This window comes from Pantoea sp. R102 (assembly GCF_004916815.1).
Taxonomy (GTDB): Bacteria; Pseudomonadota; Gammaproteobacteria; order Enterobacterales; family Enterobacteriaceae; genus Pantoea; species Pantoea dispersa.
This window is the reverse complement of sequence record NZ_SDFT01000127.1, coordinates 1-26,185: the sequence shown is the minus strand read 5'-3', so window position 1 is coordinate 26,185 and position 26,185 is coordinate 1. Positions and strand designations below refer to the sequence as shown.

Below are 26,185 nucleotides of genomic sequence, written 5' to 3'. Positions count from 1 at the left end.
TGCTGCCAGGCGCGGCTGTGGTCCGGACGCTGATCCAGCAGCCGGTTCAGGGCTTCCGTCACCAGTAAATCACGGCGCGGTGCCCAGCTGCTCAGGTGCCATGTGGAGCCGCGCGCCTCGTCAGCATCATCAAAGCCCACCACGGCGATATGCGCGCCCTGACCGAAGTCGCGCACGGCCTGCAGTGCGCCAAAGGCCAGCTCGTCGTATTCACACATCAATGCATTGATGCGTTCTGCCGCACGGGTTTTCTTCAGATAAGCCATCATCGCCTGATAAGCCTGCTCTCGGTCAAGGGCGCCGGCGTGCAGTGCTGCGTGCAGCGTCTTGTCCTCCGCCTGCAGGCTGGCAATAAACCCCTGCACCTGGCGCGGCGGCGTGTCACTTGCTTGCACCTGCATAGCGCCCAGACGCTGATGGCCCTGCGATAGCAGCAGTGCGCCAAGCTGCTGCCCGGCGTGATACGCATCGGCAACCACCACATCTGCGCCCGCGCTGTCGTTCGGGCACAGATGCACCGCGCGCAGCGATGGCAGCAGGTGCGCGGCGATCTCCTGCGCATCCCGACACGGCGAGCTCAGGAACAGCAGCCCACCCAGCGGCAGCGACGCCGCGTTCCGCAGCGCGGCCTGAAAATCCTCGCGCGTGGCGGCGCACAGCAGCACCGGCAGCAGATCACGCGCACTGAGCTGACGCGTGACTTCTTTGAGCATGTGCATACTGTGCGGATGACTGACATCATCGCTGACGATGCCGATGAGCGGCGAATGGACGGACATAACTGACCTCTCCTGCTACGTAGGGTACGGGAATAATTTTGACGTATTAGTATGAAATTCCACGTTACCCGAATAATCAGATATAGCCAATCGGTGGATGCGAAGGATTGCTGCGCTCCCCCCTCACCCGATGCGTGTTGACGGCGGCAAAATGCGCAGCCGCTGCACCGGACGCCCGGTGAGCTTCGTTTTACGTTACACTGACGCCACGAACGTTTAGCTACCGGAAAATTTATGCGCATCACCCTCGATCAGGCCGATCAGCCTTTTATTCACCGCTTACTGGGCGAAGAGATCGCCAGTATCGATTCCACGTCTGACGAACAACTGCGCCTGCAACAGGCGTTGCAGGATGCGCGATTACAGAGAAATCATGAAGCAGAGCTCGACTGGAAACGCAACGCGCTCTATCTGCTGCTGTTTGTGTTCCTGTATGGCGCACTGGGCTGCTCGCTGACGCTGGATTTGAGCGCGGTCGCACAAGCGTCGAGCCATAAAAGCATTGCCTATGCGCTGGAAGCGGTACCGGTCCTGATCGCCTTTTCTGGTCTGTTCCTGTCGCTGCTGTTTCTGTTCGCCGCGCGCGGCAGCGCACGCCGCCTGCACAACTGGGATCACACTATCGTGCTGCTGGAAAAATACAGCGGCTGCAACCTGAGTCTGCAGATTAATGAAATGGGGGCGCGCACCACGCATTACTCGCAGTCGGCGATTACCGTGGCGCTGGCGATGTTTATCTGCCTCACCTGGGTGGTGATGTATAACTACTTCACCTTTACCACCAGCGGCGTGATTGGCAGTGTCATCTCGCTGTTTATTACCACTATGACCTACGTGATTCTGGATATTCAGCTGCTGAAATCCGGCAAATCGATCGCTATCGATGAGCCGCTGATTCCGCCAGAAGATGAGGTTGAGAAACGCCGTTAATCGACAGACCGGCGCGGCGTAAGGTTTTGCGCCGCGCCGGTTTCGCTATCCTTATCTATACTTCAGACAGGATTTTGAGAGATATAAAGGAGTTGCGATGAAAATCTGGCCGTTAGTCGCCATTACAGCGCTGTCTGTTACCCTGGTCGCCTGTAAATCCCCGACGCCACCTAAAGGGGTGCAGCCCATCACCCACTTCAATGCCGATCGCTATCTCGGCACCTGGTATGAAATTGCCCGACTCGATCACCGTTTCGAACGCGGTAAAGATCATGTGACCGCCACCTACGGCAAACGCAGCGACGGTGGTATCAGCGTGCTGAATCGCGGTTACGATCCGGAGAAAAAAGCGTGGAGCGAGAGCGAAGGCAAAGCTTACTTCACCGGCAAACCTGACGTCGCCGCGCTGAAGGTCTCGTTCTTCGGGCCTTTTTATGGCGGTTATAACGTGATTGCGCTGGATGAAGATTATCAGTATGCACTGGTCGCCGGGCCGAACCGGGGATATCTGTGGATTCTGTCGCGTCAGCCCACCATTCCGGCTGAAGTCAAACAACGTTATCTCGCCTATGCCCAGCGACTGGGCTTCGCAACCGATCAACTGATTTGGGTGAACCAGTCACGATAAGAGGTGCAGCGCCAGTGACTCCCGCGCGGGCGTCAGTGATTACCCTCGCAATAAGCAGAGTGAGGTCAGCAGCAGGCACTGCGTAAATTGACGGCCTTAGTTTCTTATTGAAAAACGGGTGTTGATGATCTGTTAAGTCAGCAGAGATAAAACGGATGGTAGTGTATCTCTTCGTGAGTATTACCCGCCGCGGCAGCCTGAGCTGCCCGTTACGAATCGAGAGGCTAACAATGAGTAAGTATTTTCTGGCCTGCTTTTTGGCACTGTTTGCATGCTCTGTCAGCGCTGGACAGGGAGGAGCCGGAGGTCAGGGAGGAAATGGCGGCTATGCGGGAGAATCCGGCGCTGACGGTGGAAACGGTTCAGATGGAGGTAATACTGATGGCTCTGCCGGCAGGCCGGGATGTCCCGGCGGCACCGATCCTGATGCGGACGGAAAATTTTATCTCCCTGGTACCACTCAGGAGTGCAATCCAGGCAAGCATGATTCGATGAAGATTCATCAGCCGACGGTAACCGGCGCTTAATTCGCTAGCGTGTTGCCGGGTAAATGCATGTTTGGGCCAGCGTGTCAGTTACTTCCCCGTCATGTACGGTTTAAGTCACTCTCTAAGCGTCAGCAGCAGGCTGGCGCCGCCAAAGGCCAGTAGCAAACCTATTCTCTAATGCGCCGCCGCCGGTAAGTATGCTCAACCTACGCATTCCAATACATGGCACACAATGTACTGGCTGCATACTGCCTGTCATTGTCAAATGCCTCTGGACAGCTGGAAGTGCTGTGAACGTCCGCTTTGTGCCAGTGACGGATGTTCATACAATTATTGCTTCTGTAACAGCAGCCAAATCAGCAAAACAAGGTTTGTCTAAAGCACTATTACTACCAGAACCATGCACAGCAGCATCACGTAGATTCGCGCGTGCCAGACATCGGGGACGGCGGGGATAGCCCGGCGGCTGAAAGCAATACCCGCCCAGCCGGTCACCAGGAGCAAGCCCAATATTTTCAGGCTGATAAATCCCAAAAATCCGCCTGCCTGAATTTTATGCCAGCCGCTTATCGCATATGTCATCGCACCGCACAGCGCTACCGGCAGGGAAAGCGGGTTGGCCGCACTAATACACGCGCGCATTGCATGGCCGTGTCGTCGTAACAGTGGCACCGTCATTACGCTGCCGCCAACGCCCAGCAGTGCAGCAATCATGCCGATTAGCATACCGCCACCGGCAACCGTCAAAAGTGATAAACGACGCGGCGCGCTGCCGCTGAAGAAGCCTTTGCGTAACAGACAATCCCCAATCGTCGACAGCATATAAAGGATAAAAAGCGCGCGAATCAGCGCCTCGCTCATCATTCCCGCTAACCACGAACCGACTACCGCGCCTGTGGCGATAAACCACAGCAGCGGAAACAAGACGGTTGAAGAAAGCCTGCCCGCTTGCCAGTTTTGGTAACTAACCCAGCCTGCGTTGAAAATCATCACCGCTGTCGAGGTGGCCACGGCAATATGCATCGCATTTCCTGCCAGCAGCGGCTGCCGCATCAGCAACTGATAAATAAATGGCACGACAACAAAGCCGCCGCCGAAGCCAAAAAGGACCGTGGTTATGCCGGTAGTAAAGCCGGCAAGTACTATTATCAGCAATTCGTTCAAGGAGGTGTCCCGTTTACAAGTGAGGCAGCAGCATATCGCGCCAGCGGCCCGCTTCCCATTTGCGCAGCGCTCAATTACCCTTGCAAACTGGTCAGATGGGGACGGATATGCGAAACGAGAAAATTGACGGCTTCGATCGGCTGAATCGCGATGTTGTAGCGCTCGGCAACGACTATGCGCAGGGATTTTTCCTGCCGCAACATCAGCACCGCCGTGCGCAGCTTCTGTATGGCGCAACCGGCCTGATGCACGTTTCAACCCGTGACGGGGAATGGGTGGTGCCGCCCCAGCATGCGGTATGGATCCCCCCCGAAATCCTGCATGCCGTCAAGTTTACAGGCGTAACGACGCGTAGCCTGTATATCGAACCCGCATGCGCGTCCAGATTGCGTAACATCAGCCGCTGCGAAGTGATTGCCGTATCGCCGCTGTTGCGGCAGCTACTACTGGAGGCGGTGGATTTGCCGCCGTGCTATGACAGCGTACGCGATCGGGCGCTGATAGATTTAATGCTGCTTGAAGTGGCGGCAATGCCAGTGTGCGCGCTCGAGATCCCTTTGCCGCAGCAGCCCGCGCTGTTGAGGCTATGTCAGGCTTTTTTACTTGCGCCAGCCATTCACGATCCGGCAGAGCGCTGGGCCAGCGCGCTGTTTATGAGCGGCAGCACATTTCGTCGCCATTTTCAGCAGCAAACCGGCATGTCGTTTTCAGCCTGGCGTCAGCGAGCCTGTGTGGTCAGCGCGCTGGCAATGCTGCTAACGGGAACACCGGTAAACGAAGTCGCGTTGTCGCTCGGCTATGACAATGGTTCATCCTTCGCGACGATGTTCCGTCGGATTACCGGCCAGCCACCTTCATTTTATCACCCGACTTAACAGGGGGGCTTTGTCCACTGCTACCAGCTCAGGTCTGATAGCTTTCCTGCGCCATTGACTGAACAGACGCATGGCAGTTGCTATTTTGAAGGTAGAATAAGCTTTGTAAAGCCAAGGTAAAGACGTAATGTTGGAACAATAACGTTCGCGTTGTGCTAAAAGCGGGCATCATTCTATGTTTGTTCAAGTACCCGCACTCTTAAAGCGGCTTCGCTTTCAAAGCATCAGCAATAAAATCAACGAAAGTGCGAACCTTAAATGGAATGCGCATCGCACTCGGGTACACTGCCTGAATGGTAAGCTCTGATGTCCGGTAATCTGGCAGCAGCTCAATCAGTTGGCCCTGCCTTATGTGCTCTCGAAAAACAAAACAGGGGCCATATACAATCCCTGTACCGCCCAAGGCCGCTTCCATTAACAAATGGATATTGTTTGATGTGAGCCGGCAACGGCTTTCAATAGTGTGTGGCCTGTTATCTGTGTCATAGATTGTCCAGTCTCCGGCAGAAATTGCCTGGCTGAAAGCCATGCGCGGCATACGCGAGAGATCATCTGGCGTTTCAGGCATGCCGTATTTTTTCAGAAAGTCTGTTGATGCGCATAAAACCATTTTACAGGGTGCCAGACGTCGGGTGACAAGCGTCGGATCGTCCAGATGTCCTATGCGTATGGCTACATCTATCCGTTCCTCAAGCAAATCAATATACTTATCCTCAAGGACAACACCTGCACTGACTTCCGGAAATTGCTCAAGGTAGCGTGACACAATCTTCCCCAGATGCATTTCGCCGAAGGCAAGAGGGGCGGCGATGCGTAACAATCCCCGGGGAGTGGCCTGAATGTCACTGGCTTCCCTGTCTGCGTCATCCAGAGCCTCGATAATCACTTTGCAGCGGTCATAATATCGCTGACCAACATCCGTAAGGCTCAGTCGGCGTGTAGAGCGCTGAATAAGCCGCACGTGTAAATCGGATTCTAAAGCACTGACATGTTTTCCTGCCATGGCTGATGAAAGTTTAAAACGTCTTGCGGCCGCAGCAAAACTGCCTTCCTCAACTGCCGCAATAAAAATTCGCATACTGGTAAACTTGTCCATTACGCACACCATTCGATAATATGGTTATCGACTGTAAACACTATTCAGCCAATTATCATTTATAAGAACTGTAATTAACATTGTTTTAAACCATGAGGAGAATGAAATAATGAAAATTACAGTGAACAATACAGGTATTAATGTACAGCAACATGGTCGCGGTGAGCTTGCACTGGTGTTCCTGCATTACTATGGCGGATCATCCCGAACGTGGCAGAGCGTGATATCACAGTTACCTGATCACTATCGCACGGTAGCTATCGATCACCGTGGCTGGGGATTATCAGATGCGCCGAAGTCCGGATACCGGATTGCGGACCTTGCAAGTGATGCTGAAGGCGTCATTGCCGCGCTCAAGCTAAAGCGATATATCCTGATTGGCCACTCAATGGGAGGAAAAGTTGCCCAATTGATGGCATCCCGTCGGCTTCAAGGCCTTGAAGGGCTAATGCTGATTGCACCCTCTCCTCCTTCGCCCATGATGCTTTCTAAAGAAGATCGCGACAGGCTTACCAGTGCATATAGCAGCCGTGAATCAGTCGAGTTTGTTATCGACAATGTTCTGACGTCGAGGCCGCTTAGCCCGGCGCTCCGTGAGCAGGTCATTGAAGACAGTCTGAGCGCCGGAACTGAAGCGAAGGCTGCCTGGCCCGACATCGCCATGCGCGAAGACATTACAAGTGCAGTTGCCTCCATTAATGTTCCCGTAAGAGTCATATCAGGAGAGCTGGACCGGGTCGATACCCCGGAAACGTTGCAAAGAGAGCTGCTGCCTCGCATTCCTCACGCAGCAATGATGATTGTTCATGGCACAGGACATCTTTCGCCGCTGGAATCACCTCAAGAAATTGCAGGATACATTTCCAATTTCGCAGCTTCGGTTGAGAGGAGCGATACTGTCCATCGATCGCCAGCTGAAACCATTGCTGCATTTGATGAAGCATTTAATGCCGGAAATATTGACGCATTGATGTCTGTTTTCAGTAACCGTGCCTCGATGAGAATGCCCAGCAATGTTGTCATCGAAACTGATCCTTATGCATTGCGTATGGCTTTTACCACGTTGATAGCATCAAGGCCAATTATCAGAAACCAGATCCATACTCTTATCCCTTCAGGTGACCTTATTCTTGCCATCATTAAATGGTCGCTGACTACGACATTAGAAGACGGCACTCAAAGAGATGATTGCGGCGTCGCCACACAGGTGATGGAACAAGGGGCGGATAAGGGCTGGCGGATACGCATTTCAAACCCGACGGGAATTAACTGACTGGTCAATGTCCGCTTTTGCTCAAAGCGGACATGGACTTGTGCACCGTCCGCTTTATGCCAAAGGCAAACAACCCAACACAATCAGGTTTTCATTCGATGCGTTTCACATCAGGATGATGCTCAGTTGCAGCTTCATGAAAGATATCACCCAGCCAGCCTGCAATTTCGTCTTCTGGCATATCATCTGGAATAGCGATATCAAACATTCGTGAGAATCTTCTTTCTGTCACGTCGGCGCGAAATACCTGCCAGCTATCATCCTTACGCATAACGCCAATATGGCGGCCAAAAACGTCATAAATCAACATATTCAATCTCCTGTGACATCAATCAGACTCTGACGCCATACTATACCAACGCCGATACAAATCGCTGGAAAAAGCCGCACACCGCCACTATTATCGGCTGACTTATTCACCTGCTGATAACTAAGGAGGATCTTTATGCCGTCGTGTGAACTGTTTGTTTACTCACACTTCTATGGTGACTGGACCCGCTCAGGTTTTACCGCACTCGTGCTGCGATAATCCGCCTGAGCGAAGTTCTGACAATCTAATCCCTTCTCTCCGGCTTACCGGGTTGTCGTCAGCGAAATTCTGACGTCAGGCCTTTTTGCGCCTGCAACTTGAGAGTAAGTAGATGAGCACACTCCTTTCCGCACATGCCGTCGGCTTCGACAATGCCTTTGGCCCGCTTTTCCATTCCCTGGATTTCAGCCTGAAAAAAGGCGACCGCATCGGCCTGATTGGCGACAACGGCAGCGGTAAAAGTACCCTGCTGAAAATTCTCAGCGGTGAACTGGCCGCCAGTCACGGCAGCGTCACGCCCGCCAGCCACTGTCTGCTGGCGCGCATTGAACAACATCTGCCGGAAACGTTACTTGAGGCCTCATTGCTGGATGGCGTTATCGCCCGACTGCCCGCAGCACAGCGCAACAGCGAGCGCTGGCGTGCCGAGGCGCTGCTGCATACGCTGGGTTTCAGCACAGCGCAGCAGTCACAAACCGCCGCGACGCTGAGCGGCGGACAGCATATGCGGCTGTTGCTGGCGCGCGCGCTGATTCTGCAGCCCGATTTACTGTTGCTGGACGAACCGGGTAACCATCTCGACCTGCCGACCCTACTGTGGCTGGAGAATTTTCTGATCGGCTGGCAGGGCAGCTTTGTGCTGGTGTCCCACGATAGCGCGCTGCTGGACCGCGTCACCAACTGCAGCGCAATCCTGCGCGATCGCACGCTGCATGTTTTCCGTCTGCCCTGCACGGCCGCCCGCGAGGCGCTGGCGCAGCAGGATGAAGCCGATGCGCAGCGCCACCAGGCACAGCAGCAGGAGATTGCCCGGGTTGAGAGCAGCGCAAAACGGCTGGCGATCTGGGGTCGGACCTATGACAACGAAGGTCTGGCGCGTAAAGCGAAACAGATGGAGAAGCGCATCGACTGGCTGAAAGCCGCGCAGACCACGCTCAGCGCCGGCAGTCCGTGGCAGCTGCAGTTACAGGGCGAAGCGCTGCAGGCGGATCGCGTGCTGGCGCTGCCGCCGATGTCGATTCAGCCTGCTGCCGGGGCGCCGACCCTTTTTTCCCTGCCGGCGCTGCAGGTGAAAAGTGGCGATCGCATCGCGATTGTCGGCCACAACGGCTGCGGCAAGTCCTCACTGCTGCGCCAGCTGTGGCACAGCTGGCAGCAAGGCGACAGCCCGCTGTTTCATCCGCGCGCCCGCGTTGGCTACTACGACCAGAGCCTGCAACAGTTGCGTGACGACCAGACATTAAGCGCGGCGCTGCACGGTTTCGCGGCGCTGAGCGATGAGCAGTGCAAAATGGCGCTGATTAGCGCAGGCTTTCCCTGGCTGCGCCACCAGCAGAAGGTTGCCTCCCTCAGCGGTGGTGAGCGCTCGCGCCTGCTGTTTGTCGGCCTGACGCTGGCACGCTACTCGCTGCTGCTGCTGGATGAACCGACCAACCATCTGGATATGGCAGGCAAAGAGGAGCTGGCGCAGGCGCTGCAGCAGTTCGCCGGCGCGGTGCTGCTGGTGTCTCACGACCGCAGCCTGATCGCCAGCAGCTGCAATCGCTTCTGGCTGATTGAACAGCAGCAGCTGAGCGAGTGGCACGACTGGCCGCAGGTGACCGCCAGGCTGGCCACCGCCCATGTGCCAGTCGATTACCCGCTTGCCGCTGCCGCCGTCGATGACCGCCCGGGCGATGAAGATGCGCTGTTGCAGGCGCTGCTGGTGCTGGAAGAAAAGCTGCAGCAGGACGAAGCGCGTAAGGCAAAGCATCAGAAACCGGCGCAGCAGCAGCAATGGCGCAGGGAGATTGCGCAGCTGAAGCAACAGCTGAATCTGCTCTGAACGGATTGACTGATGGGGTATCGCTAACCCACAACCTGCGCCAGGGATGGCGCACTCCTCTGCGGCTGACAAAATTCCGCAGAATTTTTCTCCAGTTTGTCCCGCTTAGTGATTATTATTCTCGCTAAATTTAAGGGACGATGATGCACACAATGACGAAAAAATGGCTGTTTGCCGCGCTGACCGCGCTGGTGATGATTCTGGTTCTCTGGGCGTATTCGGCGTCACGCAGTAAACCCAATCCGCTGATGACCGCCGCGGTGCGCCAGGGCGACATTGAAAACGTGATTGCCGCCACCGGCAAAATGGACGCGATTGAGCGCGTTAACGTCGGTGCGCAGGTCTCCGGTCAGGTGAAAAAGCTGTATATCAAAGCCGGCGACAACGTGCGCAAGGGCCAGCTGATCGCGGAGATCGATGATCAGCCGCAGCGCAGCGATCTGCGTAATGCGCAGGCGGCGCTGAGCGTGGCGCAGGCGGATTTACAGACCCGTCAGGCTACGCTGGTACGCCAGCAGGCGCAGTTTCAGCGCCTGCAGCAGATGGTCAAAACTAACGCCGTTTCCCGCCAGGATTTTGATACCGCCGCCGAAGCGTGGCGCATCGCCCAGGCAGAGCTGACGGCGCAGCAGGCGCGGGTGATTCAGGCGCAGATCGAAGTGGATAAAAAGCAACTCGATCTCGGCTACACGCGCATCATGGCACCGATTGACGGCACGGTGGTGGCGATCGTCACGAAGCAGGGCCAGACCGTAAACGCCGTACAGAGCGCCCCAACCATCGCCAAACTGGCGCAGCTCGGCACCATGACCATCAAAGTGCAAATCTCCGAGGCGGACATTACCAATATTCAGCCCGGCCAGCAGGCGTGGTTTACCACTTTCGCCAATCCGGATAAACGTTACAACGCCACGCTGCGCAGCATCGAGCTGGCTCCTGAGTCGGTGATGAAAGATGATGCGCTGATGGGTAACAGCGAAAACAATACCGTGAGCAGCACGAACGCGGCGGTGTATTACAACGCCCTGCTCGATGTGCCGAACCCGGATAATGCACTGCGCATCTCCATGACGGCGCAGGTTAATCTGCTGCGTGACCAGGCGAAAAACGCGCTGCTGGTGCCGGTACAGGCCACGAAAAAGGCCAGCGATGGTCGTACTTACGTCGAAATCGCGGATCAAAATAATCAGCCTGAGAAGCGCTACATCACCACCGGCATCAGCGACAGCGTTGACATTCAGGTGCTGAGCGGGCTGCGCTTAGGGGAAAAAGTGATCCTTGCCACGCAGCAGCCGGGCGCGGACAAGGTGGTGATGTGAATATCATCGAACTGCACAACATTCAGCGCAGCTACGTCAATGGTTCCCAATCCCTGCAGGTGCTGAAAAACATTAATCTGCAGATTGCCAGCGGCGAAATGGTGGCGATCATCGGGCCCTCGGGCTCAGGCAAATCCACGCTGCTGAACATTCTTGGCTGCCTTGATGCGCCGGACAGCGGTAATTACCTGATTGGCGGTAAAAATACCGCCACGCTCTCGCCCGATGCGCTGGCGCAAGTGCGGCGCGAGCACATCGGCTTTATCTTTCAGCGCTATCACCTGATGCCAGATCTCAGCGCGCTGAGCAACGTTGAAATACCGGCGATTTACGCCAATTTATCCGGCAGCGCACGCCGTCAGCGCGCCGCACAGCTGCTGGCACGGCTCGGATTACAGGGGCGCGAACAGCATAAGCCGGGCGAGCTGTCAGGCGGCCAGCAGCAGCGTGTCAGTATTGCGCGAGCACTGATCAACGGTGCCGAAATTATCCTCGCCGATGAGCCCACCGGCGCGCTCGATTCGCACTCCGGTGAAGAAGTGCTGCGCATCCTCAGCGAACTGAACCGCGAAGGTCACACGGTGATTATCGTTACCCACGATATGAAAGTGGCGCAGCACGCAGAACGCATCATTGAAATTCAGGACGGCGAGATTTTTGCCGACAGCGGCAGCGCTGCCACGGCCGCAAAAACGCGCTTTACGCCAGCGCCACGCAAGCGGCAGAGCCGATTCCGCGGCCTGCTTGACCGGCTGCGCGAATCATTGCGCATGGCGCTGAATGCCATGAACGCCCACCGCCTGCGCACCGCACTGACCATGACCGGCATTATCTTTGGCATTGCCGCCGTCGTCACCGTGGTGGCGCTGGGCCAGGGCGCACGGGAAAAAACGCTGGAGAGCATTTCCGGACTGGGTACCAATGTGGTTTCTATCTATGCCGGGGGCGATTATGTCGAGGACGATGCGCATCCGGTACAAACCCTGGTGATGGCCGATGCCGATGTGATTGCGCGCCAGCAGTTTGTCGCCGCCGTCAGTCCGGAGATCATCGCCACGCAGCCCATTCGTTACCTGGCCAACGCCTCCAAAACTTCAGTTTCCGGCGTGGGCGTCGACTATTTTCGCATTCAGGGCATTAAGCTGGTGGAAGGCAGCAACTTCAGCGATGAGCGGCACGCGCGCCAGGAAATCATCATTGATATCAACACGCGCAATAAATTATTTGGCGAACAGGGCCCAAGCCCGATTGGCAAAATGATTGTGCTGGGATCGGTGCCGGTGCGGGTTATTGGCGTGGCCAATAATGAAGATGGTCTGTCGCCCAACCGCCTCAGCGTCTGGCTGCCGTGGAGCACGGTGATGTATCGCATCAGCGGTCAGACCGCGCTCACCAGTATCAGTATTAAACTCAAAGATGATGTGGTGAGCGGCGCGGCGGTGGAATCGCTCACCCAGTTGCTGACGGCGCGCCACGGCACCAAAGATTTCCTGATGTTCAACCGGGACAAGTATCGTAAAGCGATAGAAGGTGCGGCGGCCACGCTGACGCTGCTGATTTTACTGGTGGCTTCGATTGCGCTCATGATCGGCAGTATTGGCGTAATGAACATCATGCTGGTGTCAGTGACCGAGCGCACCCACGAGATTGGTGTGCGCATGGCGGTAGGTGCGCGACGCGGCGACATCATGCAGCAGTTTATGATTGAAGCGGTGCTGGTGTGCCTGGTGGGCGGATCGCTCGGCGTGGCGCTGTCGCTGGTGATAGGTCCGGTCATTTCACTGCTGGCTGGCGGCGTGCTGACCGCCATCTACTCATGGCAATCGGCTGGCGCAGCATTTGCCTGCTCTACAATCATCGGCATGATATTTGGTTATCTGCCCGCGCGCAAAGCCGCACGAATGGATCCGGTCGCCGCGCTCGCCAGCGAATAAAATCAGCAACCGGACCGGCACATTATTCATGCTGGTCCGGTCATTTCAGGTCTAATCCGAAAGTCATTAAATCAATTAGCCCCGCAGGTCATCATCGGCGTAGACTGAATGCGTCTCTAATTTAGACACATCACCGATTATCTATTCGATGGCTATCACTCGCCCGAGAGTAAGTTATGTTAGAACCGCACTATTTTTATTTATGTCACGATCCGGACGCCGGCTGGGTATTGCATAAAAAAGGCTGTTACGTCCTGGAATTTGAGGAAGAGAAGCGCTTTATCGGCTCTTTGTATACCGTGCATCAGGCGCTAACGGTGGCGCGTATCCACCATCCGCAAATAGCCTGTTGCCGCGACTGCTTGCTGGACAAAGGCCGGTCGAAAAGAACGCCGGTTAATAAAGAGAAAAATCTGATTCCCTCTCGCCATTTTGACGACGACGCGAAAAAATAACGGTGCAGATTACGCAAACCTAATGTGTTTTGAAATGGTGAAATAAACTCTCCCGCTTCGCGTTTATTTAGCCGCAACCGGATTCATTTTGACAAAATAACCGACGTGTAAGTCGGGAAATCAACTCAGCGTTTGTCGCCTGACGGTTTGATATTAAAGCAGTTATCCACAACTGACGTGCAAAGAGGCTGGCTTATCCTGTGGATAAACGCCTGGGCTCCGCCTGTTGCGCCCGCTGAGCAGGATTGGTCAAATTTCGAACGCCAGCCTGTTGCTTTTGTTCGTTTGAAGCCTTCTGGAAACAGCAAAGCCGCCCGAAGGCGGCCTTAACGCAGTGCATCTGTCTGAACTTAGTTATACAGTTCAGCCGTCATGTGCACGCGGTTGTTGGTGTTGGCTTCAGTAATTTTATACTGAGCGCCCTGCTCTTGCGCCTGCGCTGCGATTTTAGCTTCTGCACCGTCCAGCGTAGAGGAAGTCACGGTTACGCTCTGGGCAAAGCTGGCAGCTGACATCAGTGAAAGAGCGGCAACAGCGGCGATTGACATAGCTTTAATGGTTTTCATGGTCTTATTCCTTAATGGTTGTGGCTGAAGGCTGTGTGCCTTCGATGGAACTAATAATAACTCAGGTTACTATACTGCAATTGATAATTAGTGCGGTTATCGTTATCGTGCTAATTATTCCTGATTGCCCGGTTGCGCCAGCTCAGCGCGCACCGTCGCAATAAATTGCGGCCAGTGGGCAAAACGAATCACCGGAACGTGAGCATGGCGTTGCGTGCGTAATGCATCTGCAAAAGCCAGCGCCTGCCGGTTGATATCCACGTTGTTCAGCATATTGCGTTCTCCTGCCAGACGGTCTGCGCTGCAAATTCAGCAACATCGCCAGAATGATTGTTACGCCGCGAGCCTGACTGCACGACAAAAAAGGCCGCCCGTCAGGCGACCCGTTCTGGCACATCCCTGTGCAACCATCCGTTATTTGTAGAGTTCAGCGGTCATGTGCACCAGGTTGTTGGTGCTGGCTTCCAGAATTTTATATTGCGCACCCTGCTGCTGAGCCTGAGCGGCAATTTTCGCTTCGGCACCATCCAGTGTGGTGGAGGTGGCTGAAACGGTTTGCGCGAAGCTGGCAGCAGACATCAGGGAAAGCGCGGCGGTGGCGGCAATGGTCAGTGTTTTGATAGCTTTCATGGTCATATTCCTTAGCGTTTGATGAGAAGGCGCTGCGCCTTCAATGGGGATAATAATAACCATGTTTACTATTACAAAATTGATAATTAGTGCGAATACTATGATCGCACTAATTGTTAACGCGTGATATTTAAATTATTTATTTATAATCAACAGGTTGAATGTATTTCAATGCCCATAAAGCGGCACAGAGCGTTAAAGCAGCCATCATGTTGGATGCGAATTGCCACTGAAACAGGAGACGAATGGTTGACGGCGGGATGGGTCTGAGCACGGGCGCGAAAACGTCGCGCCGCGGCTTTGTGGAAGGATGTCTGACTTCAGACTTTATTTTTATAATTGAAACTGATCTGCGAATTTTGCTCGCGCGGAAGTCGTCTGGCTTCTAAATATACCGATTTCCAGTACGGATTATTCAGTGACGAGCGCATCACACCCTGGCTGACTGATGCATGCAGGAACTGGCGATCGGTGTCGTAAAAGCCGACGTGCAGCTCATGCTTAATGCGGAAGAACACTAAGTCGCCAGGCTGTAAATGCGCCTGATCGACCGGCTTACCCATGGCAATCAGTTCACGCGTTGTGACGCGATCCATGGGAATATTGAAACGATCTTTTAAGGTGCGCCAGACAAATCCGGAACAGTCAACGCCGGATAATTGCGTTCCGCCCCACTGATATTTGGTGCCTTCCCACGAATGCATTTGATCGTGCAAAGCGGCTATTACCGGAATTAAATCGGGCTGTTTACCACCGTCCTGCGAGGTATCTACACTTTCCTGCTCCGGTGCTGGTGAGGAGTGAGACGAGCAGCCAGCCAGGGTTAATAACATCAGGCAGGCAATCAGGTTGCGGGCCGCAGTAGCAATCATAGGGTGACGTTTCACAGTGGATAACAGGGATAGCAGATTTATACCGTAAAGAAGTTGCAGAAATAAAGCGTCTCCGCCCGAATTCTCGCTGTCTTCACTAATTTTACCTAAGTTTACAGAAAGGTAACGCTATGTATTTAGGATAAAAATCTATATCTTTTGCTGCTTTGCGCCGACAGCGCATATTTATCCGGCAAATTGCGTTTAAATTTTATTCCGCAGCCTGACCGACGGACCTGCTGCGAAATAACGGGAAAGCTTATTAGCGCACGTTATCGCGCAGCGGCGACTCCGGCAGCAGCAGCGACAGTATAAAAGCCAGCAGCATAACGCCGGCGGCCATCTGAAATGCGGCATGCACCGCATCACTGAACACCAGCAAATAAGCCTGACGCAGCGCTGCAGGCAAATGGTTCACGGCGACCGGATCCAGCGAAGGCGGCAGCACGTTACCCTGCTCTATCAGTCGGGTCGCTCCGGATTTCAGCACGTGACTGAACACAGCGCCAAACAGCGCAACGCCGATCGAACCGCCCACCGAGCGAAACAGCGTAACCGATGAGGTCGCTACGCCGATGCGATCGGGCGTCACCGCATTTTGCACCGCCAGCACCAGCACCTGCATAGTCATGCCCATTCCCATGCCGAGCACGCTGGAGAACAGATAAATGTGCCAGAGCGGCGCATCCAGCGTCAGCGTGGTCATCAGCGCCATCCCGGTTGTCGCCAGTAGCGTCCCGGCGATGGGGAACAAACGGTATTTCCCGCTGCGGCTAATCATGCGACCACTAATGATCGAGGTGACCAGCAGCCCGCCCATCAGCGGTAACAGCTGTAGTCCGGCCTCGGTGGGCGTGGCGTTTTTTACTACCTGCAAATAAAGCGGCAAAAACGTCACGCTGCCAAACAGCGCCATGCCGATAATAAACGCCATCAGACTGGCGAGGGAAAAACTGCGATTGCGGAACAGATCGAGCGGAATGATGGGTTCCCACGCGCGTCGCTCCTCATAGACAAACCCCAACACGCCAACCAGCCCCATGGCCAGAATGCACCATAGCTGGGGATCTGACCATTCGCGCAGCGTGCCGCCTTCACTGGTAAACAGCGTTACGCCCACCAGCGCCAGGCTGAGAAACACCGCTCCCGGATAATCGATTTCATGGGGTTTGCGTCGGCTATCCGCTTTAAACACCGCATTAATGATCAGCAGAGCCAGCAGGCCGAGCGGCAGATTAATGTAGAAAATCCAGCGCCAGGACATGTGCTGCACGATAAAACCGCCCAGCAGCGGCCCAATCACCGTCGCCAGACCAAACAGGCCGCCAAACAGGCCCTGGTACCGGCCGCGATCGGCGGGCGGAATGACATCCGCGACCGCCGCCATGCTCACCACCATTAATCCGCCGCCGCCCAGTCCCTGCAGCGCACGGGTAAAAATCAGCTGCGGCATGTTTGCGCCAGCCCGCACAGCGCCGAGCCCAGCAAAAACAGCACCACCGAGATTTGCAGCACCGTTCGGCGGCCAAACAGATCGCCAAATTTGCCATACAGCGGCACGACCAGGGTTGAGGCCAGCATGTAAGCAGTGACGATCCACGACAGGCGATCCAGCCCGCCCAGTTCGCCGACGATAGTCGGCAGCGCGGTCGAGACAATGGTCTGATCAAGCGCGGACAGCAGCATCACCAGCATCAGCGCGCCCATCAGCAGGCGAATGGAAGGCGGGCTGGTTGCCCCGCTGTCGCGCTGCGATGTGATAGATTGAGGTTTCATAACGACACCGTTTGAAATTAATTAAATACACAATTAATATTAACCAAAGTCTGACACGAAACCCGTGAGTACGTAAAGATGACCGCACAAAAAGTGATGGAGAGCGAGACAACGCCTTCTGATAAACCCCGCCGGCCGGGCCGTCCACGCGGCGGCGCAATCAATGCCCAGCAGCGCGAGCATCTGCTCGACATTACGCTCACGCTGTATGCGCAAAACGGCATCGCGGAAACCTCGCTCAACGCCATAGCCCGTAAAGCCGGCGTCAGCCCTGCCATGCTGAATTACTATTTTCAGTCGCGCGAGTCACTGCTGGATACCGTGGTCGCGGAACGTTTTGTGCCGTTACGGCAACGGCTGGAAGCGCATTTTGTCGAAGAGAGTAATGACCCTGTCGCTGCGATCAGCGGATTTATTAAAGAGTTTGCGGATATCGTGCTGAGTCATGACTGGTTCGCACCGCTGTGGCTGCAGGAAGTCGCCAGTGGTCAGGGGCTGGGCGGCACGCTGAAACAGCGTCACGGTCATGCCGGACGCGAACGGATTCGCGCGTTGCTGATTCAATGGCAGCAGCAGGGATTACTGAACAACCAGCTGAATGTCGATGTGCTGATGACCTCAATTCTCAGCATGGTACTGGTGCCCTTTACCCGCTTTGCCCACGAGCCGGGCTTTGATACCGAAATGATTCTGCAGCACACCCTGAGCATGGTGTGCCACGGTATACAGCCGCGCAACTGAGTCAGGCGTCGTCGCCGTGGGTCAGCGTCTCCAGCTGCTGCCAGAAATCTTCCGGCACCGGCTGCACCCGGGGTGGCGGCTCGGCAATGTGCTGTTCAAGGGAGGCCAGCAGCTGCTGGGTTTCACTGTGCTGTTTATCGCAAGACGTTGAAGACATATCTAAAACCTAAAAAAACATCAGGCGATTATTGTAAGGATTTCACGCAAAGAATAAATAAACGAGACGGGAAAAAGGGATCTGCCCTGTTTTTTTTTGCCCTCCGCGCAACTTTTTACCGACTGCGGCGAACTGTCTGGCTGAACACCCCTAACCGGACCTCTTTCACCGCAGGAGCAGATCATGACAACTATCAGGCATCTCATCGCTACCCTCACCCTCGGCACCACGCTGAGCCTCGCCGCCTTCGCTGCCAGCGCGGCGCTGCCCGTCGGTGCCAAAGCACCTGACTTTGAACTTCAGGGCGCGCTGGCCGGTAAGCCGCTCACCTTCTCGCTGCAGCAGGCGCTGCAAAAAGGGCCGGTGGTGCTCTACTTCTTCCCGGCGGCCTTCAGCGCGGGTTGTACCATCGAGGCGCACGACTTCGCCGAAGCCACGGATGATTTCAAAAAAATGGGCGCCACCGTGATTGGCGTCACCGCCGGTAACACCGAGCAGATCAGCGATTTTTCTAAGCTGGAGTGCCGTGACAAATTCGCCGTGGCTGCCGATCCGGGTGCCAAAGTGGCCGCCGAATATAAAACGCTGATGCAGATAAAAGGCAAAACGCTGTCTGACCGCACCTCTTATGTGATTGCCCCCAACGGCAATATTCTGCTGAGCTATACCGACAGAAACCCGGATACCCACATCGAAAAAGCGCTGGCGGCGGTGAAAGAGTATGACGCTGCGCATCCGCAAGCGCAGTAAGTGAGAGGGCAGCCATGTTAACCGCGATGCTGGCCGCCTTTTTGGGCGGCATCATCCTCAACCTCATGCCGTGCGTCTTTCCGGTAATTTCGCTGAAAGCGCTTGGCCTGTTGCGCCATCAAAGCCAGGCTGCCAGCGCGCGCCGTGAAGGCCTCGGTTTCCTGCTCGGCGTGCTGATGACCATGATGGCGCTGGCCGGCATTCTGCTGGCCGCGCGCGCGGGTGGCGCCGCGGTCGGCTGGGGCTTTCAGCTGCAGTCACCGCTGGTGATCGCCCTGCTGTCGCTGGTGATGCTGGCTGCCGCGCTTAACCTGCTTGGCGTCTTTGAGGTGGGACTGGCGGTGCAGCGCGTCGGGGCCATCGACATCCAGCGCGGCGCTTTTTTGCGTTCCGCGCTGACCGGGGCACTGGCGATCATCGTAGCCACACCCTGCGCCGCGCCCTTTATGGCCAGCGCCATCGGCTACGCGCTGGTGCAGCCCCCTGCGGTTGCGCTGGTTATTTTCTTTGCGCTGGCGCTCGGCTTTGCCGCGCCGTTTACCCTGCTGTCGCTGTTCCCACCGCTGGCGCGATTTTTACCGCGCCCTGGCGTCTGGATGGATATCCTTAAGCGCGGGCTGGCCTTTCCCATGCTCGGTGCCTGGGCCTGGCTGGTGTGGATTCTGGCCCAGCAGGCGGGCAGCAGCGCGCTGGCTGTTGTGCTGGCCGCCTCGGTGGTGCTGGCGTTTGCCGGCTGGCTGTATGGCATGGCGCAGCAGCGCCGCTTTGCCGGAAAAGGGCACAAAGCGCTGTTCAGCGTCACGGCGATATTGCTGATTGCGGTGATCGCGCCGCTGCCGGGGCTGATCAAGCCAGGCGCGGCGCTGCAAGGCGATATGCAGACGCAGGTCAGCAAACAGACGTGGACGCCGCAGGCGGTGGCCGCTCAGCGCGGGCATGGCAAAGCGATTTTTGTCGATTTTACCGCATCATGGTGCATCACCTGTCAGGTGAACGAGAAGACCTCGCTGTCGACCCAGGCGGTGAAAACCGCACTGGCGAAAACCGGTACGCTGTACATGGTGGCAGACTCGACTAAATTTAACCCGGACGTTGATGACGTGATGAGTGAGTTTGGTCAGGGCGGTTTACCAATGTACCTGGTGTATCCGGCTGATGGCGGACCACCGAAAGTACTGCCGCAGGTGCTGACACCCGGCATCGTAGTGGATGCGTTAAACCAGGCGGCAGCGAAGAAGACGTAACGGCAACAAGGCAGCGTATGCACACAGGCGATAGCGCACGTGAAAACTGGCCCGGACTGATGGAACGCGCGCAGGCCGGGGATCAGTGTGCCTATACCCGGCTGCTGCGGGCGCTGGTGCCGGTGATACGCGCGCAGGCGCGGCGCAGGCTGAGCGATGAAGCCTTAACGGAAGATGTGATTCAGGATGTGCTGCTCACGCTGCATCGCGTGCGCCATACCTACGATCCCGCTTACCCTTTTCTGCCCTGGCTGACGGCGATAGTCTCGGCGCGCGCGATTGATGCCCTGCGCCGCCGCGGCCGCCAGCAGCACTGCGCGCTTGACGACGCCCAGGCCGCCGATCCCGCCAGCACGGCAGAACAGCAGCAGCTGGACACCCGGCAGGAGCTGGCGGGCTATCTCAGCCAGCTGCCGCTGCGTCAGCGTGAAATCGTTGAGCATGTTCATTTGCATGAAATGAGCCTGAACGAGGCGGCGGCACACCATAATCTGAGCGTGTCGGCCGTGAAATCGCTGTTGCACCGCGCGCTCATCAATCTGCGCCGCTTTGGAGCAAACCATGACTGACCATCATTTGCTGATTGAAAAACTGGGGCGCGATCTGCGCCCGGTGAAACGCCCGCCGGCGACCGGAAAACGCGTACTGGGCTGGCTGGCGCTGGCGCTACCGGCGGGCATCGCGGCCAGTTTGCTGGTGCCGCGCACTCTGACCGACTGGTCGCAGACCGGCGCGATGCAGGCCGCGCTGCAACTGATGCTGGCCTTTATCCTCGGGCTGCTGGCGATGCGCAGCGCCTTTGAACTCAGCATTGCAGGGCGGCGCGGCATCAGCGCAAAGCTGTTGTTGCCGCCGGGCCTGCTGTGGCTGGGATTGAGCGCCAGCAGTCTGCTGCAAACGGCCACGCCGCTGCAGCAGCACGACACACTGCCGTGCTTTGTTTTCCTGCTGGTGGTGAGTCTGCCGATGCTGCTACTGACCATCCTCAGTCTGCGCCGGACGCGGGCGCTCTATCCGGCCCGCAGCCTGGCCATGGCGGGCCTGGGCGTCGCCTGCATGGCGGTAAGCCTGCTGGCGTTCTGTCATCCGGTGCACCTGCATGCGCTGGATTTGCTGCAGCACCTGGCGGCCATCGTGAGCATCATCGTGCTGACCGTATTGCTTGGCCGGCGCTGGGTGCAGATCGCCTGACGACGCCGGCCAGTGACGTTATCAGGGAATGATGCGCTCCGCACGCAGTCGGTCGAACAGCTGGGTGAAGGAATCCAGCGTCGCGCGATAGCCGGTAAAGCCGGCTTTACGGCTCTTGCTCATATCGGTAAACGCCTCCATCGGCCGGCCCAAATCCGCATCGGTGTGCCACCACGACGCCAGTTTATCGATGTCCGCTTCACGCAGTTGATAGCGCGCAGCGATCTCACGCCAGGCCGCTGCGGCTTCCTGCATGCGTCCTTCCAGCGGCATCATCTGCGCCGGATAGTCTGCAGCTTCAATACCGAAATAGTCTGCCAGACGCGGCCACAGCCAGTTCCAGCGGAACACATCGCCGTTCACCGCGTTGAAATCCTGATTGGCAGCCCCTTCAGCACTGGTCGCCCACAGCAGCTGTTCCGCCAGTAAACCGGCTTCGGTGACATCGGCCAGACCGTTCCACTGCTGCGGCGAGCCGGGAAAGATAAACGGCCAGCCTTTTTCACGGCACAGCGTGGCGTAAACGGCCAGCGTCTGCCCCATGTTCATGGCGTTACCCAATGCATAACCGATGATGGTGTGCGGACGGTGCACACTCCAGCTGTAGCCATATTGCTCTGCGCCGGCAAACACTTCGTCTTCCTGCGCATAGTAAAAGTTATCGACTGGCTGACGTCCCTGCTCTTCGCGGAACGGCGTCACCGGCACCGCACCTTTGCCATATGCTTCGAACGGACCAAGATAGTGCTTCAGCCCGGTCACCAGTGCCACATGCGCGCCGTTCAGCCGCTCACCGAGCGCAGCAATGACGTTATGCACCATGCCGCCGTTAACGCGAATGTTCTCTTTTTCATTCGCCTGGCGTGACCAGACGCTAAAGAACAGCGCATCCGGTTTTTCCTGCGCCAGCGCATTACGCACCGCATCTGCATCGGTCAGATCGGCCGTCAGACTGCGGCAACCTTCCGGAATAGCACCGCGTCCGCGCGACAAACCAGTTACCTGCCAGCCCTCGCTTTGCAGCCTTTCCGCCAGCGCACGACCGATAACCCCGCTGATCCCCACGATTAACGCCTGTTTTTGCATGTCGAATCTCCTCTGTTGCAGTTATCCTTAGCGTAATAGAGAATTAAATTCTTAGCCGTGGCATTAATTCACATCATTCATGAACTGGATTCACTAATACATGCACGATCAGCGTCTGAAAGACATCGTTCCTTTTGTCGCCAGTGTCGAAAGCGGCAGTTTTGCCGCTGCCGCTGAGCGTCTGCACCTGACCGGTTCCGCCATCAGCAAAAGCGTGACGCGGCTGGAAGCGCGGCTCGGCTCACGCTTGCTGGAGCGCACCACCCGCAGCCTGACGCTCACCGACGCCGGCAGCGCCTATTACCAGACCTGCCTGCGCATTATGGAGGAGCTGGCGGAAGCCGAAGCGGTACTGGCGGCGCAGCGCACCATTCCTTCCGGGCGATTGCGGCTGGCAGTGCCGAATACCTATGGCCGGCTCGGCGTGATGCCGCTGCTGATTCCGTTCTGTCAGCAGCATCCGGATGTGGAACTCAGCCTGACCTTTTCCGACCGCTTTATTGATCTGTTTGATGAGGGCATTGATGTCGCGGTGCGCATCGGCGGTTCGCCGGATCTGCCCGCCTCGCTCGGCTACCGGGCGATGGGCCGCGAGCGTATGGTGTTTTGCGCCGCGCCGGACTATCTGGCGCGCGCAGGCAGACCGACCAGCGAGAGTGAGTTGCTGCAGCATCGGGCGATTCTGTACGAGCGCGTTGACGGCAGCACCAAGCCGTGGCTGTTTACCACGGAGGATGGACATCCGCACTGGCGTCAGGTGCCGTCTCGCATGGCGCTGGGCGACGTGGATGCCCAAATGCAGGCGCTGTGCGCTGGCCTTGGGGTGGCGCAGATGCCGTCATGGCTGGTGCGTGACGCGCTGGCGAGCGGCGCGCTGGAAGTGATTGTGCCGCAGCAGCAGCCGGACGGTCTGCCGCTGTCGGTGATTTGGCCGCGGCGCAAACAGCTGCTGCCGAAGGTCGACGCGCTGCTGGCAGCGCTTGACGGCCTGCAGATCAGGTAAAACGCCTTTAGCGATGATTCAGCCGGCGCGACAGCCGGTCGCCACACAGCTGCAGCAGCGTGACCAGTGCCACCAGCACCACGATCACCGTGAGCATGACCTGCATATCGAAACGCTGGTAGCCGTAACGATAAGCCAGATCGCCCAGCCCGCCGGCGCCAATCGCACCGGCCATCGCCGAGGCATTAATCATCGTCACCAGCGTAATGGTAAAACCGCTAACGATGCCAGGCCGCGCTTCCGGCAGCAGCACGTGCCAGACAATATGCCAGCGTTGAAAGCCCATCGCCTGCGCCGCTTCCGTCAGCCCTTTATCCACTTCGCGCAGACTCACCTCCGCGATGCGGGCAAAAAACGGCGTCGCCGCCAGCGTCAGCGGCACCACGGCCGCCCAGACGCCGTAGGTAGTGCCGACAATCCAGCGGGTAAACGGGATCAGCGCCACCATCAGAATCAAAAACGGAATTGAGCGGAACAGGTTCACCAGCCAGCCCAGCAGCCGGTTGAGCAGCGGATTGGGGAACAGATCGCCGCGCCCGGTCACCACCAGAATCACCGCCATCGGTAAACCGATCAGCAGTGCCAGCAGCGACGACACGCCGATCATCAGCAGCGTATCCAGCAACCCCTGCCATAAACGATCAATAGCCAGTGACATAACCTGCAACCTCCAGTTGGTCCGCCAGCGGATGAAGCGCGGTAAGGGCTGCCGGCGCGTCGTGCCGGGCATCCAGCAGCAGCAACAGCTGGCCGGTGGGTTTGCGATCGACCCATTCAACCGCACTATACAGTAGCGTCAGCTCGCCGCTGACCTGTGCGCTGATCGCCGCCAGATCCGGTTGCGCTCCCTGCCCGCTATAGCGCAGCCGCACCAGCAAACGCGAGTCCACGTCCTGACGTTGCGGCGTCAGCAGCGGCTGGATGGCCTCCGGCAGCGCGCCGAATTGCGGATTGAGCAACTGCCGCGTCGTCTCATGCTGCGGATCGCTGTACACCTGCCACACCGGACCGCGCTCAATGATTTCACCCTGATCGATCACCGCCACCTGGTGACACAGATCGTGCACCACGTCCATCTCATGGGTGATCAGTACGATAGTGATATGACGCTGCTGATTGATTTTTTTCAGCAGCGCGAGGATGGCGCGCGTGGTTTCCGGATCCAGCGCCGAGGTTGCCTCGTCGCACAGCAGCAGTTCCGGATCGTGCACCAGCGCGCGCGCAATGCCGACGCGCTGCTTCTGCCCGCCGGAGAGTTGCGCCGGCCAGGCATGCTGGCGCGCTTCCAGCCCAACCAGCGCCAGCAGCTCATCCACTTTTTGCCGCCGTTGCGCCGCCGGTATGCCAGCCACCTTCATCGGCAGCTCAATGTTTTGCCGCACCGTTTTAGCGGACAGTAAATTGAAGTGCTGGAAAATCATGCCGGTGCGGCGCCGCCACTGCACCAGCTGGCTGGCGCTCAGTGAACTGAGATCAATACCGTCAATCACCACCGCACCCTGCGTCGGATTTTCCAGCCGGTTCAGACAGCGGATCAGCGTCGATTTGCCCGCGCCGCTGCGGCCAATGATGCCAAAAATCTCGCCGCGTTTAACCTGCAGGTCGATGTGCTTCAGCGCATCCTGCGACTGGCCGTCATAGCGTTTGCTCAGCCCGCGGATCTGCACGTGCGCACGGCCCGCGACCGGCGTCGTGGTGTGCAGCGCCGCCTGCTCGCCAGGAAGAGTCAGGCTGACCATGATTACTGGCTCCAGCCCGGCTGATACAGCTTGCCGTAGAACTCATCCAGCTTCGCGCGCACCACCGGCGAGTGCTGATAGATATCAACAAACTGTTTCAGTCGCGGATCGTCCTGATGTCCGTCACGAATCACGAACTGAATCACATATTCCGGATGCTCAAGGCCATCAAATAACAGGGCCTTGTTGGGGTCGATGGTCTTCGACAAACGCAGATAGTGCGGATACCCCTGCGCCAGGTCGACCTCATCCAGCGAGCGCGACAGCTGCACCGCCTCCACTTCGATGATTTTCAGGTGTTTGGGATTGCTGGCGATATCATCCACGGTGGATTTCAGCCCGCTGCCCGGTTTTAACGTAATCAGCTGCGCTTTTTGCAACAGCAGCAATCCGCGCGCACCGTTAATCGGGTCATTGGCAATCGCCACCGTGCCGCCGTCCGGAATCTGATCGATTGCCGTGTGCTTCTTCGAATAGAGCCCGATGTTATTGATGATGGCGGGCGCATACGGCACCAGATGGAAACCGCCCTCGCGGTTGGCATTGTCAAGAAACGGCTTGTGCTGGAACAGGTTGACGTCAATGTCGCCATTTTCCACACTCACGTTCGGCGCAGTCCAGTCGGTGAACTCCACCAGCTCCACCTGCAGTCCCTGCTTTTTCGCTTCAGCCACGGCGGTTTCCAGCGGCGGCGCGAAGGCCGCCGTGGTACCGACTTTGAGGGCGCCGCTGTAGTCACCGGCGGCAAACGCGCTGGCGGTTAATATTGCGGCGCTCAGCGCCACTAATGAGGCAAATTTCATCCTGACTCCCTGAGGTTAATTTAACGAACATCAGCCACAGGCCGCCAGCGCGCGGCCGGGTGGCGCGCGGGCAGACGATCCTGCTGCTGAAAAATTTTTTGCCGGAGCGATCCCGGCTGATAGGCGGTTTTAAAGCGGCCGCGCTGCTGAAGTTCCGGCACCACCAGCTCAATAAAATCGCGGTAGCTTTGCGGATTCAGGATGCGCGTCAGATTGAAGCCGTCGATGTCACCTTCATCAATCCAGCGGATCAACTGGTCGGCGACCTGAGACGGGTTGCCGACAATCACCGGGTAGCGGCTGCCAAGCGCGTGCTGCTCCAGCAGCTGGCG

General features: G+C 57.0%; 28 protein-coding genes and 2 pseudogenes. 15 read left to right on the top strand and 15 right to left on the bottom strand.

Annotated features, from left to right (window positions below; translation table 11 throughout):
* Positions 1-779: substrate-binding domain-containing protein (locus ERD80_RS14090; RefSeq protein ID WP_136547310.1), on the bottom strand; the 779-nt coding region annotated here is incomplete at its 3' end.
* A gap of 234 nt (positions 780-1,013) precedes the next feature.
* Between ERD80_RS14090 and ERD80_RS14085 the strand changes: the two genes are divergently transcribed.
* The 3 genes from ERD80_RS14085 (at position 1,014) to ERD80_RS14075 (ending at position 2,864) form a co-directional block, all read left to right on the top strand.
* Positions 1,014-1,709 carry a hypothetical protein gene (locus ERD80_RS14085; RefSeq protein WP_136547308.1) on the top strand — a complete coding sequence of 232 codons (696 nt, stop codon included), beginning with the start codon at positions 1,014-1,016 and terminating at the stop codon, positions 1,707-1,709.
* 97 nt (positions 1,710-1,806) lie between these two features.
* Positions 1,807-2,337, top strand: coding sequence for an outer membrane lipoprotein Blc (gene blc, locus ERD80_RS14080; RefSeq protein WP_021508986.1), 531 nt, complete (start codon positions 1,807-1,809; stop codon positions 2,335-2,337).
* A 230-nt stretch (positions 2,338-2,567) separates the two neighbouring features.
* Positions 2,568-2,864 carry a hypothetical protein gene (locus tag ERD80_RS14075; protein WP_072208578.1) on the top strand — a complete coding sequence of 99 codons (297 nt, stop codon included), beginning with the start codon at positions 2,568-2,570 and terminating at the stop codon, positions 2,862-2,864.
* A gap of 336 nt (positions 2,865-3,200) precedes the next feature.
* On the opposite strand, the gene ERD80_RS14070 is transcribed toward ERD80_RS14075, so the two are convergent.
* A complete protein-coding gene (locus tag ERD80_RS14070) occupies positions 3,201-3,989 on the bottom strand; it encodes a sulfite exporter TauE/SafE family protein (RefSeq protein WP_021508984.1) in 789 nt (262 codons plus the stop codon).
* Positions 3,990-4,096: 107 nt separating this feature from the next.
* Here ERD80_RS14070 and ERD80_RS14065 point away from each other — a divergent pair, with 107 nt between their 5' ends.
* The gene (locus ERD80_RS14065) at positions 4,097-4,864 is read left to right on the top strand and encodes a helix-turn-helix transcriptional regulator (RefSeq protein ID WP_021508983.1); all 768 of its coding nucleotides are present in this window, start codon (positions 4,097-4,099) and stop codon (positions 4,862-4,864) included.
* A 199-nt stretch (positions 4,865-5,063) separates the two neighbouring features.
* Here the strand turns inward: ERD80_RS14065 and ERD80_RS14060 are convergent, their stop codons facing one another.
* Complete coding sequence (locus ERD80_RS14060) at positions 5,064-5,960, bottom strand: LysR family transcriptional regulator (RefSeq protein ID WP_021508982.1); 897 nt, start codon at positions 5,958-5,960, stop codon at positions 5,064-5,066.
* A gap of 109 nt (positions 5,961-6,069) precedes the next feature.
* Between ERD80_RS14060 and ERD80_RS14055 the strand changes: the two genes are divergently transcribed.
* The gene (locus ERD80_RS14055; RefSeq protein ID WP_136547306.1) at positions 6,070-7,233 is read left to right on the top strand and encodes an alpha/beta fold hydrolase; all 1,164 of its coding nucleotides are present in this window, start codon (positions 6,070-6,072) and stop codon (positions 7,231-7,233) included.
* A gap of 91 nt (positions 7,234-7,324) precedes the next feature.
* Here ERD80_RS14055 and ERD80_RS14050 read toward each other — a convergent pair whose 3' ends face one another.
* The gene (locus ERD80_RS14050) at positions 7,325-7,543 is read right to left on the bottom strand and encodes a hypothetical protein (RefSeq protein ID WP_136547305.1); all 219 of its coding nucleotides are present in this window, start codon (positions 7,541-7,543) and stop codon (positions 7,325-7,327) included.
* Positions 7,544-7,874: 331 nt separating this feature from the next.
* On the opposite strand from ERD80_RS14050, the gene ERD80_RS14045 reads away from it, so the two are divergent.
* The 4 genes from ERD80_RS14045 to ERD80_RS14030 all read left to right on the top strand — a co-directional run bounded on the left by ERD80_RS14045 (position 7,875) and on the right by ERD80_RS14030 (position 13,295).
* A complete protein-coding gene (locus tag ERD80_RS14045) occupies positions 7,875-9,587 on the top strand; it encodes an ATP-binding cassette domain-containing protein (RefSeq protein WP_136547303.1) in 1,713 nt (570 codons plus the stop codon).
* A gap of 143 nt (positions 9,588-9,730) precedes the next feature.
* Complete coding sequence (locus ERD80_RS14040; protein WP_031279986.1) at positions 9,731-10,906, top strand: efflux RND transporter periplasmic adaptor subunit; 1,176 nt, start codon at positions 9,731-9,733, stop codon at positions 10,904-10,906.
* Positions 10,903-12,840: a MacB family efflux pump subunit gene (locus ERD80_RS14035; protein ID WP_136547302.1), complete on the top strand. Its 1,938-nt coding sequence runs from the start codon at positions 10,903-10,905 to the stop codon at positions 12,838-12,840. The genes ERD80_RS14040 and ERD80_RS14035 overlap by 4 nt, the downstream gene beginning before the upstream one ends.
* Positions 12,841-13,016: 176 nt before the next feature.
* On the top strand, positions 13,017-13,295 hold the full coding sequence (locus ERD80_RS14030; protein WP_058770289.1) for a hypothetical protein: 279 nt from the start codon (positions 13,017-13,019) through the stop codon (positions 13,293-13,295).
* Between the two features lie 350 nt (positions 13,296-13,645).
* Here ERD80_RS14030 and ERD80_RS14025 read toward each other — a convergent pair whose 3' ends face one another.
* The 5 genes and pseudogenes from ERD80_RS14025 to ERD80_RS14010 all read right to left on the bottom strand — a co-directional run bounded on the left by ERD80_RS14025 (position 13,646) and on the right by ERD80_RS14010 (position 17,049).
* Positions 13,646-13,861, bottom strand: coding sequence for a YdgH/BhsA/McbA-like domain containing protein (locus tag ERD80_RS14025; RefSeq protein WP_058770290.1), 216 nt, complete (start codon positions 13,859-13,861; stop codon positions 13,646-13,648).
* Between the two features lie 114 nt (positions 13,862-13,975).
* Positions 13,976-14,134 (bottom strand): hypothetical protein, encoded by a 159-nt coding sequence (locus tag ERD80_RS22530; RefSeq protein WP_021508974.1) that lies wholly within the window; start codon positions 14,132-14,134, stop codon positions 13,976-13,978.
* A 141-nt stretch (positions 14,135-14,275) separates the two neighbouring features.
* Entirely contained in the window at positions 14,276-14,491 is a 216-nt protein-coding gene (locus ERD80_RS14020; protein WP_021508973.1) for a YdgH/BhsA/McbA-like domain containing protein, read from the bottom strand.
* A 320-nt stretch (positions 14,492-14,811) separates the two neighbouring features.
* Positions 14,812-15,363, bottom strand: a complete 552-nt coding sequence (locus ERD80_RS14015) for an NlpC/P60 family protein (RefSeq protein ID WP_021508972.1) — start codon at positions 15,361-15,363, stop codon at positions 14,812-14,814.
* Positions 15,364-15,625: 262 nt separating this feature from the next.
* Positions 15,626-17,049, bottom strand: a pseudogene (locus ERD80_RS14010) (MDR family MFS transporter).
* A 168-nt stretch (positions 17,050-17,217) separates the two neighbouring features.
* Here ERD80_RS14010 and ERD80_RS14005 point away from each other — a divergent pair.
* Positions 17,218-17,880 carry a TetR/AcrR family transcriptional regulator gene (locus ERD80_RS14005; RefSeq protein WP_058781097.1) on the top strand — a complete coding sequence of 221 codons (663 nt, stop codon included), beginning with the start codon at positions 17,218-17,220 and terminating at the stop codon, positions 17,878-17,880.
* 1 nt (position 17,881) lies between these two features.
* Here ERD80_RS14005 and ERD80_RS22525 read toward each other — a convergent pair whose 3' ends face one another.
* On the bottom strand, positions 17,882-18,037 hold the full coding sequence (locus tag ERD80_RS22525; protein WP_168926280.1) for a hypothetical protein: 156 nt from the start codon (positions 18,035-18,037) through the stop codon (positions 17,882-17,884).
* Positions 18,038-18,220: 183 nt separating this feature from the next.
* Here ERD80_RS22525 and ERD80_RS14000 point away from each other — a divergent pair, with 183 nt between their 5' ends.
* Genes ERD80_RS14000 through ERD80_RS13985 form a run of 4 tightly spaced genes read left to right on the top strand, consistent with a single transcriptional unit; the run spans position 18,221 to position 21,222 of the window.
* Complete coding sequence (locus ERD80_RS14000; RefSeq protein WP_021508968.1) at positions 18,221-18,787, top strand: peroxiredoxin; 567 nt, start codon at positions 18,221-18,223, stop codon at positions 18,785-18,787.
* 14 nt (positions 18,788-18,801) lie between these two features.
* Complete coding sequence (locus tag ERD80_RS13995) at positions 18,802-20,031, top strand: thioredoxin family protein (protein WP_136547300.1); 1,230 nt, start codon at positions 18,802-18,804, stop codon at positions 20,029-20,031.
* A gap of 17 nt (positions 20,032-20,048) precedes the next feature.
* Positions 20,049-20,600 carry a sigma-70 family RNA polymerase sigma factor gene (locus tag ERD80_RS13990; protein WP_136547299.1) on the top strand — a complete coding sequence of 184 codons (552 nt, stop codon included), beginning with the start codon at positions 20,049-20,051 and terminating at the stop codon, positions 20,598-20,600.
* A complete protein-coding gene (locus tag ERD80_RS13985) occupies positions 20,593-21,222 on the top strand; it encodes an NrsF family protein (RefSeq protein WP_136547297.1) in 630 nt (209 codons plus the stop codon). The genes ERD80_RS13990 and ERD80_RS13985 overlap by 8 nt, the downstream gene beginning before the upstream one ends.
* A 21-nt stretch (positions 21,223-21,243) precedes the next feature.
* Here ERD80_RS13985 and ERD80_RS13980 read toward each other — a convergent pair whose 3' ends face one another.
* A complete protein-coding gene (locus ERD80_RS13980; protein WP_136547295.1) occupies positions 21,244-22,308 on the bottom strand; it encodes an SDR family oxidoreductase in 1,065 nt (354 codons plus the stop codon).
* 100 nt (positions 22,309-22,408) lie between these two features.
* Here ERD80_RS13980 and ERD80_RS13975 point away from each other — a divergent pair, with 100 nt between their 5' ends.
* Entirely contained in the window at positions 22,409-23,311 is a 903-nt protein-coding gene (locus tag ERD80_RS13975) for a LysR family transcriptional regulator (RefSeq protein WP_136547293.1), read from the top strand.
* Between the two features lie 7 nt (positions 23,312-23,318).
* On the opposite strand, the gene ERD80_RS13970 is transcribed toward ERD80_RS13975, so the two are convergent.
* From ERD80_RS13970 to ERD80_RS13955, 4 genes and pseudogenes are all read right to left on the bottom strand, one after another.
* Positions 23,319-23,969, bottom strand: coding sequence for a methionine ABC transporter permease (locus tag ERD80_RS13970; RefSeq protein WP_136547292.1), 651 nt, complete (start codon positions 23,967-23,969; stop codon positions 23,319-23,321).
* The gene (locus ERD80_RS13965; RefSeq protein WP_058776052.1) at positions 23,953-25,050 is read right to left on the bottom strand and encodes an ATP-binding cassette domain-containing protein; all 1,098 of its coding nucleotides are present in this window, start codon (positions 25,048-25,050) and stop codon (positions 23,953-23,955) included. Before ERD80_RS13965 ends, ERD80_RS13970 begins: the two co-directional genes overlap by 17 nt.
* 2 nt (positions 25,051-25,052) lie before the next feature.
* Positions 25,053-25,853: a MetQ/NlpA family ABC transporter substrate-binding protein gene (locus tag ERD80_RS13960; RefSeq protein ID WP_088517370.1), complete on the bottom strand. Its 801-nt coding sequence runs from the start codon at positions 25,851-25,853 to the stop codon at positions 25,053-25,055.
* A 20-nt stretch (positions 25,854-25,873) separates the two neighbouring features.
* Positions 25,874-26,185, bottom strand: a pseudogene (locus ERD80_RS13955) (N5,N10-methylene tetrahydromethanopterin reductase); the annotation flags it as partial.

Excerpts from the sequence above, each read along its gene's own strand:
- ERD80_RS14085 (WP_136547308.1), top strand. The coding sequence starts at position 1,014 with ATGCGCATCACCCTCGATCAGGCCGATCAGCCTTTTATTCACCGCTTA.
- blc (WP_021508986.1), top strand. The coding sequence starts at position 1,807 with ATGAAAATCTGGCCGTTAGTCGCCATTACAGCGCTGTCTGTTACCCTG.
- ERD80_RS14075 (WP_072208578.1), top strand. The coding sequence starts at position 2,568 with ATGAGTAAGTATTTTCTGGCCTGCTTTTTGGCACTGTTTGCATGCTCT.
- ERD80_RS14065 (WP_021508983.1), top strand. The coding sequence starts at position 4,097 with ATGCGAAACGAGAAAATTGACGGCTTCGATCGGCTGAATCGCGATGTT.
- ERD80_RS14060 (WP_021508982.1), bottom strand. The coding sequence starts at position 5,960 with ATGGACAAGTTTACCAGTATGCGAATTTTTATTGCGGCAGTTGAGGAA.
- ERD80_RS14055 (WP_136547306.1), top strand. The coding sequence starts at position 6,070 with ATGAAAATTACAGTGAACAATACAGGTATTAATGTACAGCAACATGGT.
- ERD80_RS14050 (WP_136547305.1), bottom strand. The coding sequence starts at position 7,543 with ATGTTGATTTATGACGTTTTTGGCCGCCATATTGGCGTTATGCGTAAG.
- ERD80_RS14045 (WP_136547303.1), top strand. The coding sequence starts at position 7,875 with ATGAGCACACTCCTTTCCGCACATGCCGTCGGCTTCGACAATGCCTTT.
- ERD80_RS14040 (WP_031279986.1), top strand. The coding sequence starts at position 9,731 with ATGCACACAATGACGAAAAAATGGCTGTTTGCCGCGCTGACCGCGCTG.
- ERD80_RS14030 (WP_058770289.1), top strand. The coding sequence starts at position 13,017 with ATGTTAGAACCGCACTATTTTTATTTATGTCACGATCCGGACGCCGGC.
- ERD80_RS14025 (WP_058770290.1), bottom strand. The coding sequence starts at position 13,861 with ATGAAAACCATTAAAGCTATGTCAATCGCCGCTGTTGCCGCTCTTTCA.
- ERD80_RS22530 (WP_021508974.1), bottom strand. The coding sequence starts at position 14,134 with ATGCTGAACAACGTGGATATCAACCGGCAGGCGCTGGCTTTTGCAGAT.
- ERD80_RS14020 (WP_021508973.1), bottom strand. The coding sequence starts at position 14,491 with ATGAAAGCTATCAAAACACTGACCATTGCCGCCACCGCCGCGCTTTCC.
- ERD80_RS14015 (WP_021508972.1), bottom strand. The coding sequence starts at position 15,363 with ATGATTGCTACTGCGGCCCGCAACCTGATTGCCTGCCTGATGTTATTA.
- ERD80_RS14005 (WP_058781097.1), top strand. The coding sequence starts at position 17,218 with ATGACCGCACAAAAAGTGATGGAGAGCGAGACAACGCCTTCTGATAAA.
- ERD80_RS22525 (WP_168926280.1), bottom strand. The coding sequence starts at position 18,037 with ATGTCTTCAACGTCTTGCGATAAACAGCACAGTGAAACCCAGCAGCTG.
- ERD80_RS14000 (WP_021508968.1), top strand. The coding sequence starts at position 18,221 with ATGACAACTATCAGGCATCTCATCGCTACCCTCACCCTCGGCACCACG.
- ERD80_RS13995 (WP_136547300.1), top strand. The coding sequence starts at position 18,802 with ATGTTAACCGCGATGCTGGCCGCCTTTTTGGGCGGCATCATCCTCAAC.
- ERD80_RS13990 (WP_136547299.1), top strand. The coding sequence starts at position 20,049 with ATGCACACAGGCGATAGCGCACGTGAAAACTGGCCCGGACTGATGGAA.
- ERD80_RS13985 (WP_136547297.1), top strand. The coding sequence starts at position 20,593 with ATGACTGACCATCATTTGCTGATTGAAAAACTGGGGCGCGATCTGCGC.
- ERD80_RS13980 (WP_136547295.1), bottom strand. The coding sequence starts at position 22,308 with ATGCAAAAACAGGCGTTAATCGTGGGGATCAGCGGGGTTATCGGTCGT.
- ERD80_RS13975 (WP_136547293.1), top strand. The coding sequence starts at position 22,409 with ATGCACGATCAGCGTCTGAAAGACATCGTTCCTTTTGTCGCCAGTGTC.
- ERD80_RS13970 (WP_136547292.1), bottom strand. The coding sequence starts at position 23,969 with ATGTCACTGGCTATTGATCGTTTATGGCAGGGGTTGCTGGATACGCTG.
- ERD80_RS13965 (WP_058776052.1), bottom strand. The coding sequence starts at position 25,050 with ATGGTCAGCCTGACTCTTCCTGGCGAGCAGGCGGCGCTGCACACCACG.
- ERD80_RS13960 (WP_088517370.1), bottom strand. The coding sequence starts at position 25,853 with ATGAAATTTGCCTCATTAGTGGCGCTGAGCGCCGCAATATTAACCGCC.